At 58.0% G+C, this 15,589-nt stretch carries 15 protein-coding genes; 2 read left to right on the top strand and 13 right to left on the bottom strand.

All coding sequences use genetic code 11. The features are described 5' to 3' along the window. Positions 1-11: 11 nt before the first annotated feature. From holB to yceD, 12 genes are all read right to left on the bottom strand, one after another. Positions 12-1,010: a DNA polymerase III subunit delta' gene (gene holB / locus C2E16_RS08335; RefSeq protein ID WP_084970501.1), complete on the bottom strand. Its 999-nt coding sequence runs from the start codon at positions 1,008-1,010 to the stop codon at positions 12-14. Further along, positions 1,010-1,642, bottom strand: a complete 633-nt coding sequence (gene tmk, locus C2E16_RS08330) for a dTMP kinase (protein WP_084970500.1) — start codon at positions 1,640-1,642, stop codon at positions 1,010-1,012. Before tmk ends, holB begins: the two co-directional genes overlap by 1 nt. After that, positions 1,632-2,654: an endolytic transglycosylase MltG gene (gene mltG / locus C2E16_RS08325; RefSeq protein ID WP_038626770.1), complete on the bottom strand. Its 1,023-nt coding sequence runs from the start codon at positions 2,652-2,654 to the stop codon at positions 1,632-1,634. The genes tmk and mltG overlap by 11 nt, the downstream gene beginning before the upstream one ends. Positions 2,655-2,667: 13 nt before the next feature. Next, positions 2,668-3,471, bottom strand: a complete 804-nt coding sequence (gene pabC, locus C2E16_RS08320; RefSeq protein ID WP_084970499.1) for an aminodeoxychorismate lyase — start codon at positions 3,469-3,471, stop codon at positions 2,668-2,670. A gap of 133 nt (positions 3,472-3,604) precedes the next feature. Further along, on the bottom strand, positions 3,605-4,846 hold the full coding sequence (fabF, locus tag C2E16_RS08315; protein ID WP_038626775.1) for a beta-ketoacyl-ACP synthase II: 1,242 nt from the start codon (positions 4,844-4,846) through the stop codon (positions 3,605-3,607). Positions 4,847-4,932: 86 nt separating this feature from the next. Beyond that, on the bottom strand, positions 4,933-5,169 hold the full coding sequence (gene acpP / locus C2E16_RS08310; RefSeq protein ID WP_038626777.1) for an acyl carrier protein: 237 nt from the start codon (positions 5,167-5,169) through the stop codon (positions 4,933-4,935). Positions 5,170-5,323: 154 nt separating this feature from the next. Then, on the bottom strand, positions 5,324-6,058 hold the full coding sequence (gene fabG / locus C2E16_RS08305) for a 3-oxoacyl-ACP reductase FabG (RefSeq protein ID WP_084970498.1): 735 nt from the start codon (positions 6,056-6,058) through the stop codon (positions 5,324-5,326). 13 nt (positions 6,059-6,071) lie between these two features. Then, entirely contained in the window at positions 6,072-7,001 is a 930-nt protein-coding gene (fabD, locus tag C2E16_RS08300; RefSeq protein WP_084970497.1) for an ACP S-malonyltransferase, read from the bottom strand. 15 nt (positions 7,002-7,016) lie between these two features. Beyond that, positions 7,017-7,970 carry a beta-ketoacyl-ACP synthase III gene (locus C2E16_RS08295; RefSeq protein ID WP_038626784.1) on the bottom strand — a complete coding sequence of 318 codons (954 nt, stop codon included), beginning with the start codon at positions 7,968-7,970 and terminating at the stop codon, positions 7,017-7,019. A gap of 6 nt (positions 7,971-7,976) precedes the next feature. Next, the gene (gene plsX, locus C2E16_RS08290; protein ID WP_084970496.1) at positions 7,977-9,011 is read right to left on the bottom strand and encodes a phosphate acyltransferase PlsX; all 1,035 of its coding nucleotides are present in this window, start codon (positions 9,009-9,011) and stop codon (positions 7,977-7,979) included. Between the two features lie 26 nt (positions 9,012-9,037). Further along, complete coding sequence (gene rpmF / locus C2E16_RS08285) at positions 9,038-9,208, bottom strand: 50S ribosomal protein L32 (RefSeq protein ID WP_038626789.1); 171 nt, start codon at positions 9,206-9,208, stop codon at positions 9,038-9,040. 14 nt (positions 9,209-9,222) lie between these two features. Beyond that, positions 9,223-9,744 (bottom strand): 23S rRNA accumulation protein YceD, encoded by a 522-nt coding sequence (gene yceD / locus C2E16_RS08280; RefSeq protein ID WP_038626792.1) that lies wholly within the window; start codon positions 9,742-9,744, stop codon positions 9,223-9,225. A 142-nt stretch (positions 9,745-9,886) separates the two neighbouring features. On the opposite strand from yceD, the gene C2E16_RS08275 reads away from it, so the two are divergent. Then, a complete protein-coding gene (locus C2E16_RS08275) occupies positions 9,887-10,471 on the top strand; it encodes a Maf family protein (protein ID WP_038626793.1) in 585 nt (194 codons plus the stop codon). A gap of 84 nt (positions 10,472-10,555) precedes the next feature. Here the strand turns inward: C2E16_RS08275 and rluC are convergent, their stop codons facing one another. Further along, entirely contained in the window at positions 10,556-11,509 is a 954-nt protein-coding gene (rluC, locus tag C2E16_RS08270) for a 23S rRNA pseudouridine(955/2504/2580) synthase RluC (protein WP_038626796.1), read from the bottom strand. Positions 11,510-12,081: 572 nt separating this feature from the next. Here rluC and rne point away from each other — a divergent pair. Then, positions 12,082-15,429, top strand: a complete 3,348-nt coding sequence (rne, locus tag C2E16_RS08265; RefSeq protein ID WP_038626798.1) for a ribonuclease E — start codon at positions 12,082-12,084, stop codon at positions 15,427-15,429. Positions 15,430-15,589 lie beyond the last annotated feature (160 nt).

The following is a 15,589-nucleotide window of genomic DNA, read 5'->3' as shown; positions in this document are numbered from 1 at the left end:
ACTCTCTTCGATTATTGAGCCAGCGGTCTGGCCGCCGGCTTAAGCAAACTTTCCCAGTTCAGCAGCTGTTCGGTAAGCAGCAGCTCCCGGTTGACCGCCACAATATGACTCAGGCGATCGCGGCAGAGCAGCCACTGACGCAGGCTTTTATCAAGCGCCGCGGCCGGCAATCGCTGCGCCAGCTGCTGAACCAGCTGTGGCCGATCGGTATTAGTCAGGAAACGATCGCCGCTCTGCTGCCACTTCAGCGCGTCCGTCAGCAGCGTAGTCAGCCAGGCGATGCGCGCGACGGCATTATCGTGATTAAGCTGCGGCAGCAGCGCCAGGACGTCTTCTTCCAGCGCGACGGACAATGCATCGCACAGCGCCTGACGCTGCGTCCAGTTCTGCGTCTCCAGCAGGCTTAGCGCCGCGCCGGGTGCGCCGCTGCTCAGGCGCAACGCGGTACGGATCGCTTCCGGCTCGCCCTGATGCTGTTTTTGCAGCCAGGCCAGACTTTGCTGTTCGTCAGGCGGCGCCAGATGCAGGCGCAGACAGCGGCTGCGTAGCGTCGGCAGCAGCCGCGACGGCTCCGGGCTGCTCAGAAAAAACCAGGTGTTCTGCGGCGGCTCTTCCAGCGTCTTTAACAGGGCATTGGCCGCCGCTTCCGTCAGCTGTCCTGCATCGGGCAGCCAGACCACTTTCGCGCCGCCCTGCTGCGCGTGATTAAACAGCTTCTCATTGACGTCTCGCACCGCGTCGATGCCCAGCGCGCTTTTCCCTTTCTCCGTCGCCAGCCGGTGCCAGTCAGGATGCGTGCCGGCCAGCATCAGCTGACAGCCGTGACACTGGCCGCAGCTTTTCAGGCCGTCGCGCCGCTGACAAAGCAGCCAGCGGCTGATGGCCCATACCAGTTCGCCGTCGCCCATACCGGGCATCGCCTGCACCAGCAGCGCATGATGCGCTCGCCCCACCTGATGCTGCATGATGACCTGACGATAGACAGGATTGAGCCACGGAAACCAGTTCATTAGTTCTGCTCCATCAGCCAGTCACGCACGACGCGCCTAAGTGACAGTGTCACCTCATCCAGCGACTGCGTGGCATCAATGGTTTTGATGGAGGAATCGCTGGCCGCCAGCGCCAGATAGCGTTCGCGGGTGCGCTCGAAAAAGTGCAGCGATTCCTGCTCAATACGATCGAGTTCGCCGCGCGCACGCGCGCGTTGCAGGCCAATGGCAGGCGTGACGTCCAGGTATAACGTCAGGTGCGGTCGAAAGTCACCCAGCACGGTATCGCGCAGCGCCTGCATCAGCTGCTGATCAATACCACGACCGCCGCCCTGGTAGGCCTGCGACGAGAGATCGTGACGATCGCCTACCACCCAGGCGCCGCGTGCCAGCGCCGGCTTGATGATCGTTTCCACCAGCTGTACCCGCGCGGCGTAGAGCATCAACAGTTCCGCCTTATCGGTTATCTGCTCTCCGTCCAGTCCCTGCTTGATCAGATCGCGCAGCTTTTCCGCCAGCGGCGTACCGCCGGGTTCGCGGGTAAAAACGATATCGGTAATGCCCTGCTCGCACAGCTGTTCCACTACGCAGTCGCGCGCGGTCGTTTTGCCTGCGCCTTCCAGGCCTTCAATCACAATAAACTTACCGTTCATTTTTTTCCTTCAACGTCGTGCGCCAGGCCTGCACCGCCCGGTTATGGCTGGCCAGATTAGTGGTAAAGGTATGTCCACCCTTGCCGTCGGCCACAAAATAGAGGTAGTTGCTTTTAACCGGATGCGCCGCCGCCTCAAGCGAGGCTTTGCCCGGCAGCGCGATCGGTCCCGGCGGCAGGCCGTTAATGGTGTAGGTATTGTACGCGCTCGGCGTTTCCAGATCCTTACGCGTCAGCGCGCCGTTATATTTTTCGCCCAGGCCGTAAATGACCGTCGGATCGGTTTGCAGACGCATGCCGGTGCGCAGACGATTGATAAATACCGAAGCCACTTTGGTGCGTTCTTCACTGACGGCGGTCTCTTTCTCGATGATCGAAGCCATCGTTACCAGCTCGCCCGGCGTTTTATAAGGCAGATCGGCCATGCGGTTTTGCCAAATGGCGTCAACCTCGGTTTTCATCCGCTGATGCGCACGTTGCAGCAGCGCCACGTCGGTGGTGTTGGCGGTGTAGAGCCAGGTGTCAGGCCACAGCCAGCCTTCCAGGCTCTCTCCTTCCTTCAGTTGCAGGGCCGCCGCCGCCGTCTCGGGTCGATCGTCTTTCAGGGTATGTTTGATCCAGGGCGCGTTGCGTAATTCGCGCAGTACATCCTGCAACCGAGTTCCTTCGGTAAAGCGCACCGGAAACTGCGCCTCTTTGCCGCTCGCCAGCAATGCCAGCATTTGACGCACGCTCATGTCCGCTTTAAGACGATAGGTGCCGGCTTTAAACTTCGCCAGCTCCGGTTCCAGCTTCAGCAGCGCGCCGAACCACGGCGACGGCGCAATGATATGCTGTTCTTCCAGCTGGGTTTCCAGCGCCACGCGGCCGGTACCGGCAGGCAGAGTGAAGATTTTTTCCTGGTTGATGGTCAGGGGCGAATCGGCGAATCGCAGCACCTGCCAGTAACAAACGGCGGCGACGGCGATAAGCAGCAGCGCCGCGCCGACAAAGATTTTTATTTTACGAGTCATGATTCATCCACTTTCAACAATCCGGCGCCAGCAGGTGACAGAGCGCGCGGGAGCTATAGCGCCATTCATCAATGCAGACGACCGGCAAGATCGGCATCAGGGCGTTGGTGATAAACACTTCACTGGCATCGCTCAGCGTCTGAGGCAGCTCGCGTACCTCCTGACAGAGATAGCCATGCCGCCGCGCCAGGCCGATCACATGCCTGCGCATAATGCCGTTGACGCCGGAGCCGCTCAGCGCCGGGGTAAACAGCTGATTTTCTTTGCGCCAGAATAAATTAGCCGCACAGCATTCCACCAGCTTACCCTCAGTGTCAAGCACCAGCGCCTCATCCGCCCCGCTCTGCTCAAGCTCTGTGCGAATCAACACCTGCTCCAGCCGGTTAAGATGTTTAATACCCGCAAGCTGCGGATTAATGCCGAGGCGCACCGGGCTGGTCGCCAGCCGCACGCCGCTTTCTCGCTGCGCGGCATAGTGGCCCGGCGCGGCGGACAGCATAATAATGCGCGTCGGCTGACGGCAATCGGCCCCGCTGTAGCCGCGCCCGCCTGAACCGCGCGTCAGGATAACTTTCAATACCCCTTCCGCCTGCGGCCAACAGTTTGCCGCCGCCAGCATCTCCTCTTTCAGGATGCGCCAGTCGACGCCGTTAATTCTGAGCGCGGAGGTCGCTTCGCGCAGTCGCTGCAAATGTGCCTCCAGCAGGTCGATGTTGCCCTGACGCAGACGCGCGGTGGTAAAGCAGCCGTCGCCATAATGTAAAGCACGATCGCTGACCGCAATCTGCTGTTGTCGTTCTCCGTTAATCCAAATCATGCGCACGCTCAGTATTTAACAGTATCGCTATAAGCTTACCGGTACCGGCCATCAGGTTACAGCCCGACAGGATCGGAATAGTCCAGATGTAAAAAAGGCCCGCAGAGCGGGCCTTTTATCAGCAATGGGGCAATCAGACGCGACGGAAAATCAGCGAGCCGTTGGTGCCGCCAAAGCCAAAGGAGTTACACAGGGTGTACTCAAGATTCTTAACCTGACGCGCGGTGTGCGGTACGAAATCGAGATCGCAGCCTTCATCCGGGTTGTCGAGGTTAATGGTTGGCGGAATGGCCTGGTCGCGCAGAGCAAGGATAGAGTAGATAGACTCCACCGCGCCCGCCGCGCCAAGCAGGTGACCGGTCATCGACTTCGTCGAGCTGACCATCACGCTTGACGCCGCTGCGCCGAACACCGATTTCACCGCCTGCGCCTCAGCCTTGTCGCCCGCAGGCGTCGAGGTGCCGTGCGCATTGACGTAGCCGATCTGCTCCGGCGTCAGCTGCGCATCTTTCAGCGCATTGATCATCGCCGCTTCGGCGCCCGCGCCGTTTTCCGGCGGCGAGGTCATATGATAGGCATCGCTGCTCATACCAAAGCCCACCAGCTCAGCGTAGATTTTCGCGCCGCGCTTTTTGGCGTGCTCGTACTCTTCCAGCATCACAATGCCTGCACCGTCACCCAGCACAAAGCCGTCACGATCTTTATCCCACGGACGGCTGGCCGCCTGCGGATTGTCGTTACGTGTAGAGAGCGCGCGCGCCGCACCAAAGCCGCCAATACCCAAAGGCGTACTGCCTTTTTCGGCGCCACCTGCCAGCATCGCATCCGCATCGCCATAGGCGATCATCCGCGCGGCCTGGCCAATATTATGTACACCGGTAGTACAGGCAGTAGAGATGGCGATACTGGGCCCTTTCATGCCATACATAATAGTCAGGTGGCCTGCTATCATGTTCACAATGGTCGAAGGCACAAAGAACGGACTGATTTTACGTGGGCCACCCTGCACCAGCGATGCATGGTTTTCTTCGATCAGTCCCAGTCCGCCAATGCCTGAACCGATAGCCGCGCCGATACGGGTAGCGTTTTCTTCGGTAATTACCAGGCCGGAATCCTGCATGGCCTGTACGCCAGCGACAACTCCGTATTGAATGAAGGCGTCCATCTTGCGCTGATCTTTGCGCGAGATGATTTCTTCACAGTTAAAATCCTTTACTAAGCCAGCAAAACGCGTTGCGTAGGCACTAGTATCGAAATGGTCGATCAGGCTGATGCCACTCTGCCCGGCAAGGAGAGCATTCCAGGTTGACTCTACGGTATTGCCGACAGGAGACAACATGCCAAGACCGGTCACAACTACACGACGCTTAGACACGTTCGTCCTCCAGGGAGGGAAAGATTGATACTATGTGGGGTGGACAAAAAACTCAGGCGGTCGAATGACCGCCTGATGGTAGTTCATTAGGCCTGATGGTTATTGATGTAATCAATAGCAGCCTGAACAGTAGTGATCTTCTCAGCTTCTTCGTCCGGAATCTCAGTATCAAACTCTTCTTCCAGAGCCATTACCAGCTCAACGGTATCAAGAGAATCAGCGCCAAGATCTTCAACGAAAGATTTTTCGTTGGTGACTTCTTCCTGCTTAACGCCAAGCTGCTCGGAGATGATTTTCTTAACGCGTTCTTCGATAGTGCTCATACTATTAAATTTCCTATCAAAACTCGCTTTCGCGATGGTTTTCGTAGTGTATAAAAAGTTGGAAAAGATGCAACTCAATCCCGGCTGGTCCAACCACGATTTGACGCTATTTTGCGGCTATTGCCGCAATTAACGCAAATAGTTTTCGCAATTATCAGACCATGTACATTCCGCCATTGACATGCAGCGTCTCACCAGTGATGTACGCTGCCTCGTCAGAGGCTAAAAATGCAACGGCATTGGCGATTTCCTGCGCGTCGCCAAGGCGACCCGCAGGTACTTCCGCCAGAATGCCAGCACGTTGATCGTCGCTCAACGCGCGCGTCATGTCGGTTTCAATGAAACCGGGAGCCACGACGTTAACGGTAATACCACGTGACGCGACTTCGCGCGCCAGTGACTTGCTAAAGCCGATCAAACCCGCTTTTGCTGCCGCGTAGTTTGCCTGGCCCGCATTACCCATCGTGCCCACAACGGAACCGATGGTAATGATACGACCCACGCGTTTTTTCATCATGGCGCGCATTACCGCCTTGGAAAGGCGGAAAACGGACGTGAGGTTGGTGTCCAGAATGGACTCCCATTCATCATCCTTCATACGCATCAGGAGATTATCACGCGTAATGCCAGCATTATTGACTAAAATATCCACCTCGCCAAATTCGGCGCGAATATTTTCAAGTACGCTTTCAATCGACGCCGGATCGGTAACGTTCAGCTGCAAACCTTTACCGTGTTCGCCCAGATAAGCGCTGATAGCATCCGCGCCGCTCTGGCTGGTGGCTGTGCCAATCACTTTCGCACCGCGTGCCGCCAGCGTTTCCGCGATAGCACGCCCGATACCACGACTGGCACCGGTCACCAGGGCAATTTTTCCTTCGAAGCTCATGTTTATCCTCGTATTATTGTTCAAGCGCCGCTGCCAGGCTGGCGGAATCATTCACCGCCGAGGCCGTCAGTGTGTCGACAATACGTTTCGTCAGACCGGTAAGGACTTTGCCCGGACCAACTTCCAGCAGCGCGGTAACGCCCTGCGCCGCCATAAATTCTACGCTTTCCGTCCAGCGAACCGGGCTGTAGAGCTGACGAACCAGCGCGCTGCGAATCGCTTCCGGCGAGGTTTCGCATTTTACATCAACATTGTTGACGACCGGTAAGGCTGGTGCATTAAACGTGATGTTTTCCAGCGCAACCGCCAGTTTTTCCGCCGCAGGCTTCATCAGCGCGCAGTGTGAGGGCACGCTGACCGGCAACGGCAGCGCACGCTTCGCGCCCGCCGCTTTACAGGCTGCGCCTGCGCGCTCCACCGCCTCTTTATGACCGGCGATAACCACCTGGCCCGGCGAGTTGAAGTTCACCGGCGAGACAACCTGCCCCTGCGCCGCTTCTTCGCACGCCTGCTGAATGGCCGCGTCGTCAAGGCCGATAATCGCTTGCATAGCGCCGGTGCCCGCCGGTACCGCTTCCTGCATCAGTTTGCCGCGCAGTTCAACCAGCTTGATCGCATCGGCGAAGTCAATGACGCCTGCGCATACCAGCGCGGAGTATTCGCCCAGGCTATGGCCAGCCATCATGGTCGGCATCTGGCCGCCCTTCTGCTGCCACAAGCGATAAATAGCGACCGAAGCGGCCAGCAGCGCGGGTTGCGTCTGCCAGGTTTTATTCAACTCTTCCGCCGGACCCTGCTGCGTCAGCTGCCACAGGTCGTAACCCAGCGCATCGGAAGCCTCTTTAAAGGTCGCTTCAATAATCGGGTTTTCCGCAGCCAGCTCGGCCAGCATCCCAACGGTTTGGGAACCCTGTCCCGGAAAAACCATTGCAAATTGCGTCATCTTTTGTTCCTTCGGTTAAAAACGAACCAGCGCCGAGCCCCAGGTGAAACCGCCGCCAAAGGCCTCCAGCAGAACCAACTGGCCCGGCTTAATGCGTCCATCGCGCACCGCTTCATCCAGCGCCGCCGGCACGGAAGCCGCAGAAGTGTTGCCGTGGCGATCGAGCGTCACCACCACCTTCTCCATGCCCATGCCGAGCTTTTTCGCCGTTGCGCTGATAATGCGCAGGTTAGCCTGATGCGGCACCAGCCAGTCGATCTGCGAGCGATCGAGGTTGTTGGCTTCCAGCGTTTCGTCAACGATGTGCGCCAGTTCCGTTACCGCCACCTTAAACACTTCGTTGCCGGACATGGTGAGATAAGCGGGCTGATCCTGGGTCGCGCGATTCTGGTAAGGCAGCGTCAGCAGCTGGCCATAGCGGCCATCCGCGTGCAGATGGGTAGAGATAATGCCAGGCTGTTCGCTGGCGGAAAGCACGACGGCGCCGGCGCCATCGCCAAAAAGAATAATCGTACCGCGATCGCTCGGATCGAGCGTGCGCGCCAGCACGTCGGCGCCGATCACCAGCGCATGCTTCACCGCGCCGTTTTTGATGTACTGATCGGCGACGCTCAGGCCATAGGTAAAGCCCGCGCAGGCGGCCGCCAGATCGAATGCGGCGCAGTCTTTGATTTCCAGCATATTCTGGATCATACAGGCTGAGCTGGGGAAAGCATGGCTGCCTGACGTCGTGGCGACAATAATCAGCCCGATGTCATTTTTGTCCACGCCCGCCATTTCCAGCGCGCGCTCAGCGGCCTGAAAACCCATTGTCGCTACGGTCTCATCCGGTGCGGCGATACGTCGCTCGCGGATGCCGGTACGGGTGACAATCCACTCGTCCGAGGTTTCGACCATTTTTTCCAGATCGGCGTTAGTCCGCACCTGAGCGGGCAGATAGCTGCCCGTACCGATAATTTTGGTATACATGTCCGCTCAATCACTCCTGGCTAATACAGCCTTTAGGCGCGCAGCAATCCGCTCCGGGACTTGCCGCCGCACCGCCTGCTCTGCCTGTTCAATCGCTGCGGCAAACGCGCGTTGATTCGCCGCACCGTGACTCTTGATCACCGTGCCGCGCAATCCTAACAGACAGGCGCCATTGTACTGGTCGGGGTTGAGATGGCCGAACCGCTTCGCCAGACGTTTCTTAATCCAGCGTCCCAGCAGTTTCATCCACCACGCCCCTTTCTTTCCTTCGCCGGATGATTTCAACAGCGAAAGAAACATCCTTACCACGCCTTCCAGGGTTTTCAGCGTGACATTGCCCACGAAACCGTCGCAAACCAGCACATCGGTCTTACCGGTCAGCAGATCGTTGCCTTCAAGGTAGCCGATATAATTAATTTGCGGCGCCGTCCTGAGCTGTTCCGCAGCCTCACGAATCGAACTCAGCCCTTTGGTTTCTTCCTGGCCGATATTCAGCAACGCCACGCGCGGCCGCTCGATGGCGAGCACCTCTTCTGCCATCACCGCGCCCATAATGGCAAACTGCACCAGCATGGCGCTGTCAGATTCTACATTGGCGCCTAAATCCAGCACCACGGTATTGCCGTGCTGCTGATGCGGCAGCACAGTCATTAACGCCGGGCGTTCAATGCCGTCCAGCGGTTTTAATAAAAGCTTCGCCAGCCCCATCAGCGCGCCGGTATTGCCGGCGCTGACGCAGGCCTGCGCTTTGCCTTCTTTCACCATCTCCAGCGCGATGCGCATTGAGCTACCGCGACTTTGGCGAATAGCCTGAGAAGGTTTGGCATCACTGGCGATAACCGATTCGGCAGGAATAACCTGCAGACGCCCCTTTACAGCGGAATCAGCTTTAGCAAGTAATGGCGTGATAGCGGCGGGATCGCCGATCAGAAGAAGCTGTAGTTGCGAATGTGAGGCCAGTGCCTGCAAAGCTGCAGGCACTGTCACGCAGGGACCGAAATCCCCGCCCATAGCATCAATGGCCAGGGTCAAACGTGTCAAAGTATCGCCTTGCGTTGCCGCAAGAATTACTTAACGATGACCTTGCGACCGCGGTAGTAGCCATCCGCAGTGATGTGGTGACGCAGATGCGTTTCGCCAGAAACTTTATCTACGGACAGAGTGGAAGTGGTCAGCGCATCGTGAGAACGACGCATGCCACGCTTGGAACGGGTTGGTTTATTCTGTTGTACGGCCATGGACCTTACTCCTATTACTTACGCTTTAAACTGGCTAATACGGCGAATGGGTTTGGTTTCTCCGCCTCTTCAGGCAGTTTGCCAAAGACCATGTCCGCGTCGGACACTTCACAGTGTTCAGAATCATGCACCGGAACTACAGGCAGGGCGAGAATAATTTCATCCTCGACCATCGCCAGCAGATCGATCTCACCGAAATCGTTGACATCGATCGGCTCGTAGGCTTCCGGCAACGCCTCTGCCTGCGCATCATCTGCAACAGGACTGAAGCAATACGTTACGTGAACCTGATGTGCAAAGGGCTTGTTGCAGCGCTGGCAGCTCAGCGTGACGCTAACGTCAGCCGTGCCTTTCAATACGGCTAAACGCTGGTTATCAACGGCAAACGACATAACGCATTGCACATCACTGTCCACACTGACAACGGAATCGGCTACGCGCTCTACCTGTTCAGGTGCGTACACACCCTCATAATCAAGGCGTTTTTGAGCGGCGCGAACCGGATCGAGTGTCAGGGGTAATTTTACCTTTTGCATAGGGCGCGCATATTATCTTTGTAACGACAGAGAGTCAAAGAAAAAGGCCGTTTAACAGCATCTTTCACCTGATATTCGCATCCAGTGCGGTGCACAGTTTAAAATGTCTGCATCCGATTCGCTATATTTTAACTGAAAATTTATGTCTCAGCTTATTTTAGCTTCAACCTCCCCTTTTCGTCAGGCCCTGCTGAATAAACTCGGCCTTCCTTTTATTACCGCTGCGCCGGAGGTGGATGAAACGCCGCTGGCGGGCGAAACGGCGCCGCAGCTGGTGGAAAGGCTGGCGCGGGCTAAAGCGCAGGCGCTGGGCGCGCGCTATCCTGACGGCTGGATTATCGGTTCCGATCAGGTCTGCGTGCTGGCGGGAAAAATAACCGGCAAACCTCACACGGAAGAAAATGCGCGCGCCCAATTGCGCGCCGCCAGCGGTAAAACGATCACCTTTTATACCGGGCTGGCGCTCTATTCCGCTGCGAAAAATCGCACGTTATCGCGGGTAGAACCTTTCCATGTTCACTTTCGCCCATTAAGCGATGCGGAAATTAACGCCTATGTTTGTCGCGAGCAGCCGTTACAGTGCGCCGGCAGTTTTAAAAGCGAAGGGTTGGGCATTACGCTTTTTGAGCGGCTGGAGGGACGCGATCCGAATACGCTGGTGGGATTGCCGTTGATAGCGCTATGCGAAATGCTGCGCGAGGTGGGCGTCGATCCTTTGACGGCGTAATGAAAAAGCGGTGGACAACGCGTTATGCCCTGCCCGCCGCAGAATAAGCCTGACGAAGCGCCCCGCTCGCAGGGCGCTAACCCCTTACTGCTGCTTGCGCAGCGCCGCCAGGCACTGTTTCAGCTCATCATCCAGCGGCGCTTCCATGCGCATGCGATCGCCGCTGTGCGGATGGGTAAAGGAGAGCGCTGCCGCATGCAGGAACAGGCGACGCAGCCCGGTCGGCGCGAGCAGCTTATCAAACTCCCGCTCGCCGTAGCGATCGTCAAAAGCGATAGGATGGCCCGCATGCAGCGTATGCACGCGGATCTGATGGGTGCGGCCGGTTACCGGGCTGGCTTTCACCAGCGTCGCCTGGGCGTAGCGCTCCTCCACCTTAAAACGCGTCTCGGAGGGTTTGCCCTCGCTGCTGACGCGCACCACGCGCTCGCCGCTCTGCAAAATATTTTTCAGCAGCGGCGCCTGCACCACTTTCACATGGGAAGGCCACTGCCCGCGCACCAGCGCCAGGTAATCCTTTTGCATTCCTTTTTCACGCAGCTGTTCATGCAGCGAGCGCAGCGCGGAACGCTTCTTCGCCACCAGCAGAATGCCGGAGGTGTCGCGGTCGAGACGATGCACCAGTTCAAGGAAGCGCGCTTCAGGACGCAGCGCACGCAGCCCTTCGATCACGCCGAAGCTCAATCCGCTGCCGCCGTGCACGGCGGTGCCTGACGGCTTATTCAACACCAGGATATAGTCATCCTCATAAAGGATGGCATTGGCGAGACTGGCGACGCGATCGAGCTTCGGCGAAATCGCCGCCTCTTCGCGCTCCGCCACGCGCACCGGCGGGATGCGGACTTCATCACCCGCCTCCAGCTTATACTCAGGTTTGATGCGTTTTTTGTTCACCCGCACTTCGCCTTTACGCAAAATGCGATAAATCATGCTTTTCGGCACGCCTTTAAGCTGCGTGCGGAGAAAATTATCGATGCGCTGCCCCGCTTCTTCTTCGGAGATAGCGACGATTCGTACTGATGGCGTGTTCATATTCATGGTCGGCGATTCTAATGAGTGGCAGATAATAGCGCCACTTCTTTTTCTGTGCTTAACTGACAGCGTACCGCCAATTTTGCGGCCTGTTCCCTGCTTTCTGATGGACGTGGTGAAAAAGCCTGCAAAATGAATGCGTAATGCAGCAAGAAAGTTTATCAGTAATGAAAAGTCACCTTGCTATAACAAGGTTAGCAATGGAATAATGGCTCGGTCTTCTGGCTGTATACCGTCAGAAAACCATAAATAGCGAATTAAGAAATTTTGCCGGATAGCACATACACGCAGCAATGGCGTAAGACGTATTGTGAAATCAGGCATTTAGCGGGCTGCGGGTTGCAGCCTGGACGATAAGACGGGATTGACTCTCTCTGGTAAATTCAGTGGCGGTTCCCTCATCCGAGCGCTGTTTTTCCTTATAAAAACAGGCTGCCGAGATTTTTGCGCCCCTTGAGCGACCGACAACCGTGAGGTTGACGCTGACGCGATAAGACACGGGGCCGTCGGTTATTCTTCGTCCAGTGTTACTTAGCCCGCAGCTTAGTCACTCACGTAAGAATAACGAGTACGTTACGATGAAAAGAATGTTAATAAACGCAACTCAACAGGAGGAGTTGCGTGTTGCCCTTGTGGATGGACAACGTCTGTACGACCTGGATATCGAAAGCCCTGGACACGAACAGAAAAAGGCCAACATCTATAAAGGAAAAATCACCCGCATTGAGCCCAGTCTGGAAGCGGCTTTTGTTGATTACGGCGCTGAACGACACGGTTTCCTACCGCTTAAAGAAATTTCCCGCGAGTATTTCCCCGCCAGCTACAACGCCCATGGTCGCCCCAACATTAAAGATGTGTTGCGCGAAGGCCAGGAAGTCATTGTTCAGATTGATAAAGAAGAACGCGGCAATAAAGGCGCTGCGCTGACTACCTTTATCAGCCTGGCGGGCAGCTATCTGGTGCTGATGCCGAACAACCCGCGCGCGGGCGGTATCTCTCGCCGTATCGAAGGCGACGATCGCACCGAGCTGAAAGAGGCGCTCTCGTCTCTGGAACTGCCGGACGGCATGGGATTGATCGTACGCACCGCAGGCGTCGGCAAATCCGCCGAAGCGTTGCAGTGGGATCTGAGCTTCCGCCTGAAACACTGGGAAGCGATCAAAAAAGCGGCGGAAAATCGCCCCGCGCCGTTCCTGATCCATCAGGAAAGCAACGTCATCGTGCGTGCCTTCCGCGACTATCTGCGTCCTGACATCGGCGAAATCCTGATCGACAACCCGAAAGTGCTGGAGCTGGCGCGCCAGCATATCGCCGCGCTCGGCCGTCCCGATTTCAGCAGCAAAATCAAGCTCTACACCGGTGAGATCCCGCTGTTCAGCCACTATCAGATCGAATCGCAAATCGAATCCGCTTTCCAGCGTGAAGTGCGCCTGCCCTCCGGCGGCTCGATTGTGATCGACAGCACCGAGGCGTTAACCGCCATCGATATCAACTCGGCGCGCGCCACGCGCGGCGGCGATATCGAAGAGACCGCGTTCAACACCAACCTCGAAGCGGCCGATGAGATCGCCCGCCAGCTGCGCCTGCGCGACCTGGGCGGCCTGATCGTTATCGACTTTATCGATATGACGCCGGTGCGCCATCAGCGCGCGGTGGAAAACCGTCTGCGCGAAGCGGTGCGTCAGGATCGCGCGCGCATTCAAATTAGCCATATTTCGCGTTTCGGCCTGCTGGAGATGTCGCGTCAGCGCCTCAGCCCGTCGCTGGGCGAATCAAGCCATCATGTCTGTCCGCGCTGTAGCGGCACCGGCACCATCCGCGATAACGAATCCCTGTCGCTCTCCATTCTGCGTCTGATTGAAGAAGAAGCGCTGAAAGAGAACACCAAAGAAGTGCACGCCATCGTGCCGGTGCCGATCGCCTCTTACCTGCTTAACGAAAAACGTGACGCTGTCAGCGCTATTGAAAAACGTCAGGGCGGCGTAAAAGCGATTATCGTGCCGAACGATCAGATGGAAACGCCGCACTACTCCGTGCTGCGCGTCCGCAGCGGCGAAGAAACGCAGACCCTCAGCTACCATCTGCCGAAACTGCACGAAGCGGAAATGGCGCTGCCGTCTGAAGATGAGCATGCTGAACGCCGTCGTCCTGAGCAGCCCGCGCTGGCCGCGTTTGTCATGCCGGATGCGCCGCCTGCGCCGCAGGAAGCCCTGGTTAGCGAGAAAACAGCGCCAGCCCCGGCCGCTGCGAAAGCGCCTGCCGCCGAACCCGCTGCGCAAACCGGCTTCATCGGCCGTCTGTTTGGCGGCCTGAAAAAACTGTTCGCCGCCGACGCCCCTGCTCCGACCGCCGTCGCTGAAAAGCCGCAGGAAGAGGAACAGCAGAGCAGCGAAGCGTCAACGCAGCCGCGCGAGCGCCGCAACAATAACAATCGTCGCAACGGCAATAACAATAACCGTCGCAACCGCGATCGCAATGGAGAGACCGCGCAGCAGCCAGCGCGTGAAGGCCGTGATACGCGCGAAAACCGCGAAACGCGTGAAGAGCCGCGTCGCAACAACAAACGTCAGCAGCCAAACGCCGAAGTGCGTGATGACCGCCAGAACGTTCTGAGCGACGAAGCGCGCGCCCAGCGCGAAGAGCAGCAGCAACAGCGCCGCGAACAGCGCGCCGAGCGCCAGCGTCGCCGTCAGGAAGAGCGTCGTCAGCAGCAGGAAGCCGCCAAAGCCGCCGCGCAACAGGAAGAACAGCAGGCCGCCGTCCCGGTTGAAAGCGAAGATGAAAGCGCAGTGGAAGAACGTGTGCAGGTCATGCCGCGTCGTAAGCCGCGTCAGCTGTCGCAGAAAGTCCGTGTAGAAAGCGCCGCGAGAGCCGCCGAGCGGATGGCCGAAGAAGCGAAGCCGTCCAACGTTGAACCGGTTGAGCCGCAGCCGACAGAGCCGCAGACGCACGCTGATGAGCAGGAAGAACAGGAAAACCGTGATAACGGCAATATGCCGCGTCGTTCACGCCGTTCTCCGCGTCACCTGCGCGTGAGCGGCCAGCGTCGTCGTCGTTACCGTGACGAGCGTTACCCGACGCAGTCTCCGATGCCGATCGCTTCTGGCGCCGCATCGCCGGAAATGGCTTCAGGCAAGGTCTGGATTCGCTACCCGGTCGCGCAGACCAGTAACGAAAACACGGAAGCGACCGACGTCGTAAATGAGACGCCGGACTACAGCCGCGAAGAGACCGCCGCCGCCGTAGCGCTGCCTGCCGCCGCCAGCGAAGCCGTTGCTGAACAGCAGCAGCCGGAGCAAACGGTACAGTACGCCGAGCCTGAGCAGATCGCCGCGCCGATCGCGCCGGTTGATACGCACGATACCTCCGCCATTGATGTGCCGGTGAACGAAGAACCTTCCGTAATCCCGGCCGCCGCTGAAGCGCGCGCTGAATATGTCGCCGCGCAGGCGAAACCGGTTGAGGAAGTCAGCGTCGCCGCTCAGGAAGAGGTTGCGCCTGCGGAAATCGCGCCAGTCGCTGCGCAGGATGAACAGCAGCCCAGCGCCATTGCTGAAAACAGCGCCGCCGACGTCAGCGAAGAAACCGCCGCGCAGGTCGAGCAGGTGCTGAACGCGCCCGCTATCGATGCGGAAGAAACGCTGCCGGTGACCGAGCCGCATGCGCCGGTGCCGGCGCGCGATGAAGCGCCTGTCGCGGTTGCCACGCCGTCTGTCGTTGAAAGCGCAACGGCAAGCCAGCCTTCCGTCATGGCCGGTAAGTTTCATGCCAGCGCGCCGATGACTAAAGCACCTGCGCCAGCCTGGCAGCCGGAAACGCCGCGTCACAGCGACTGGGTGCGTCCTCCCTTCAACTTTGAAGGCAGAGGCGCAGCCGGCGGCCACAGCGCCACGCATCAGGCGACGGCTCCGGCCACCAAGCCCTGATACAGCGTGTAGCTCGCTATCAACCCCGGCTCCGGCCGGGGTTTTTTATTGCCTGAAGCGGGCGAATTTCTCCCTGTATTGCCTCAAGTCATTTTTCGCTTTTTACCGTTTTACCGCCTGCGCCGTTTTCAGGGCAAAAAAAACCCGTCAGCGACGATAA

This window comes from Mixta calida (genome assembly GCF_002953215.1).
Classification (GTDB): Bacteria; Pseudomonadota; Gammaproteobacteria; order Enterobacterales; family Enterobacteriaceae; genus Mixta; species Mixta calida.
Note: the sequence above shows the minus strand (reverse complement) of the source record. Positions and strands in the feature narration are given on the sequence as shown.

Excerpts from the sequence above, each read along its gene's own strand:
- holB (WP_084970501.1), bottom strand. The coding sequence starts at position 1,010 with ATGAACTGGTTTCCGTGGCTCAATCCTGTCTATCGTCAGGTCATCATG.
- tmk (WP_084970500.1), bottom strand. The coding sequence starts at position 1,642 with ATGAACGGTAAGTTTATTGTGATTGAAGGCCTGGAAGGCGCAGGCAAA.
- mltG (WP_038626770.1), bottom strand. The coding sequence starts at position 2,654 with ATGACTCGTAAAATAAAAATCTTTGTCGGCGCGGCGCTGCTGCTTATC.
- pabC (WP_084970499.1), bottom strand. The coding sequence starts at position 3,471 with ATGATTTGGATTAACGGAGAACGACAACAGCAGATTGCGGTCAGCGAT.
- acpP (WP_038626777.1), bottom strand. The coding sequence starts at position 5,169 with ATGAGCACTATCGAAGAACGCGTTAAGAAAATCATCTCCGAGCAGCTT.
- fabG (WP_084970498.1), bottom strand. The coding sequence starts at position 6,058 with ATGAGCTTCGAAGGAAAAATTGCCCTGGTGACCGGTGCCAGTCGTGGT.
- fabD (WP_084970497.1), bottom strand. The coding sequence starts at position 7,001 with ATGACGCAATTTGCAATGGTTTTTCCGGGACAGGGTTCCCAAACCGTT.
- C2E16_RS08295 (WP_038626784.1), bottom strand. The coding sequence starts at position 7,970 with ATGTATACCAAAATTATCGGTACGGGCAGCTATCTGCCCGCTCAGGTG.
- rpmF (WP_038626789.1), bottom strand. The coding sequence starts at position 9,208 with ATGGCCGTACAACAGAATAAACCAACCCGTTCCAAGCGTGGCATGCGT.
- yceD (WP_038626792.1), bottom strand. The coding sequence starts at position 9,744 with ATGCAAAAGGTAAAATTACCCCTGACACTCGATCCGGTTCGCGCCGCT.
- C2E16_RS08275 (WP_038626793.1), top strand. The coding sequence starts at position 9,887 with ATGTCTCAGCTTATTTTAGCTTCAACCTCCCCTTTTCGTCAGGCCCTG.
- rluC (WP_038626796.1), bottom strand. The coding sequence starts at position 11,509 with ATGAATATGAACACGCCATCAGTACGAATCGTCGCTATCTCCGAAGAA.
- rne (WP_038626798.1), top strand. The coding sequence starts at position 12,082 with ATGAAAAGAATGTTAATAAACGCAACTCAACAGGAGGAGTTGCGTGTT.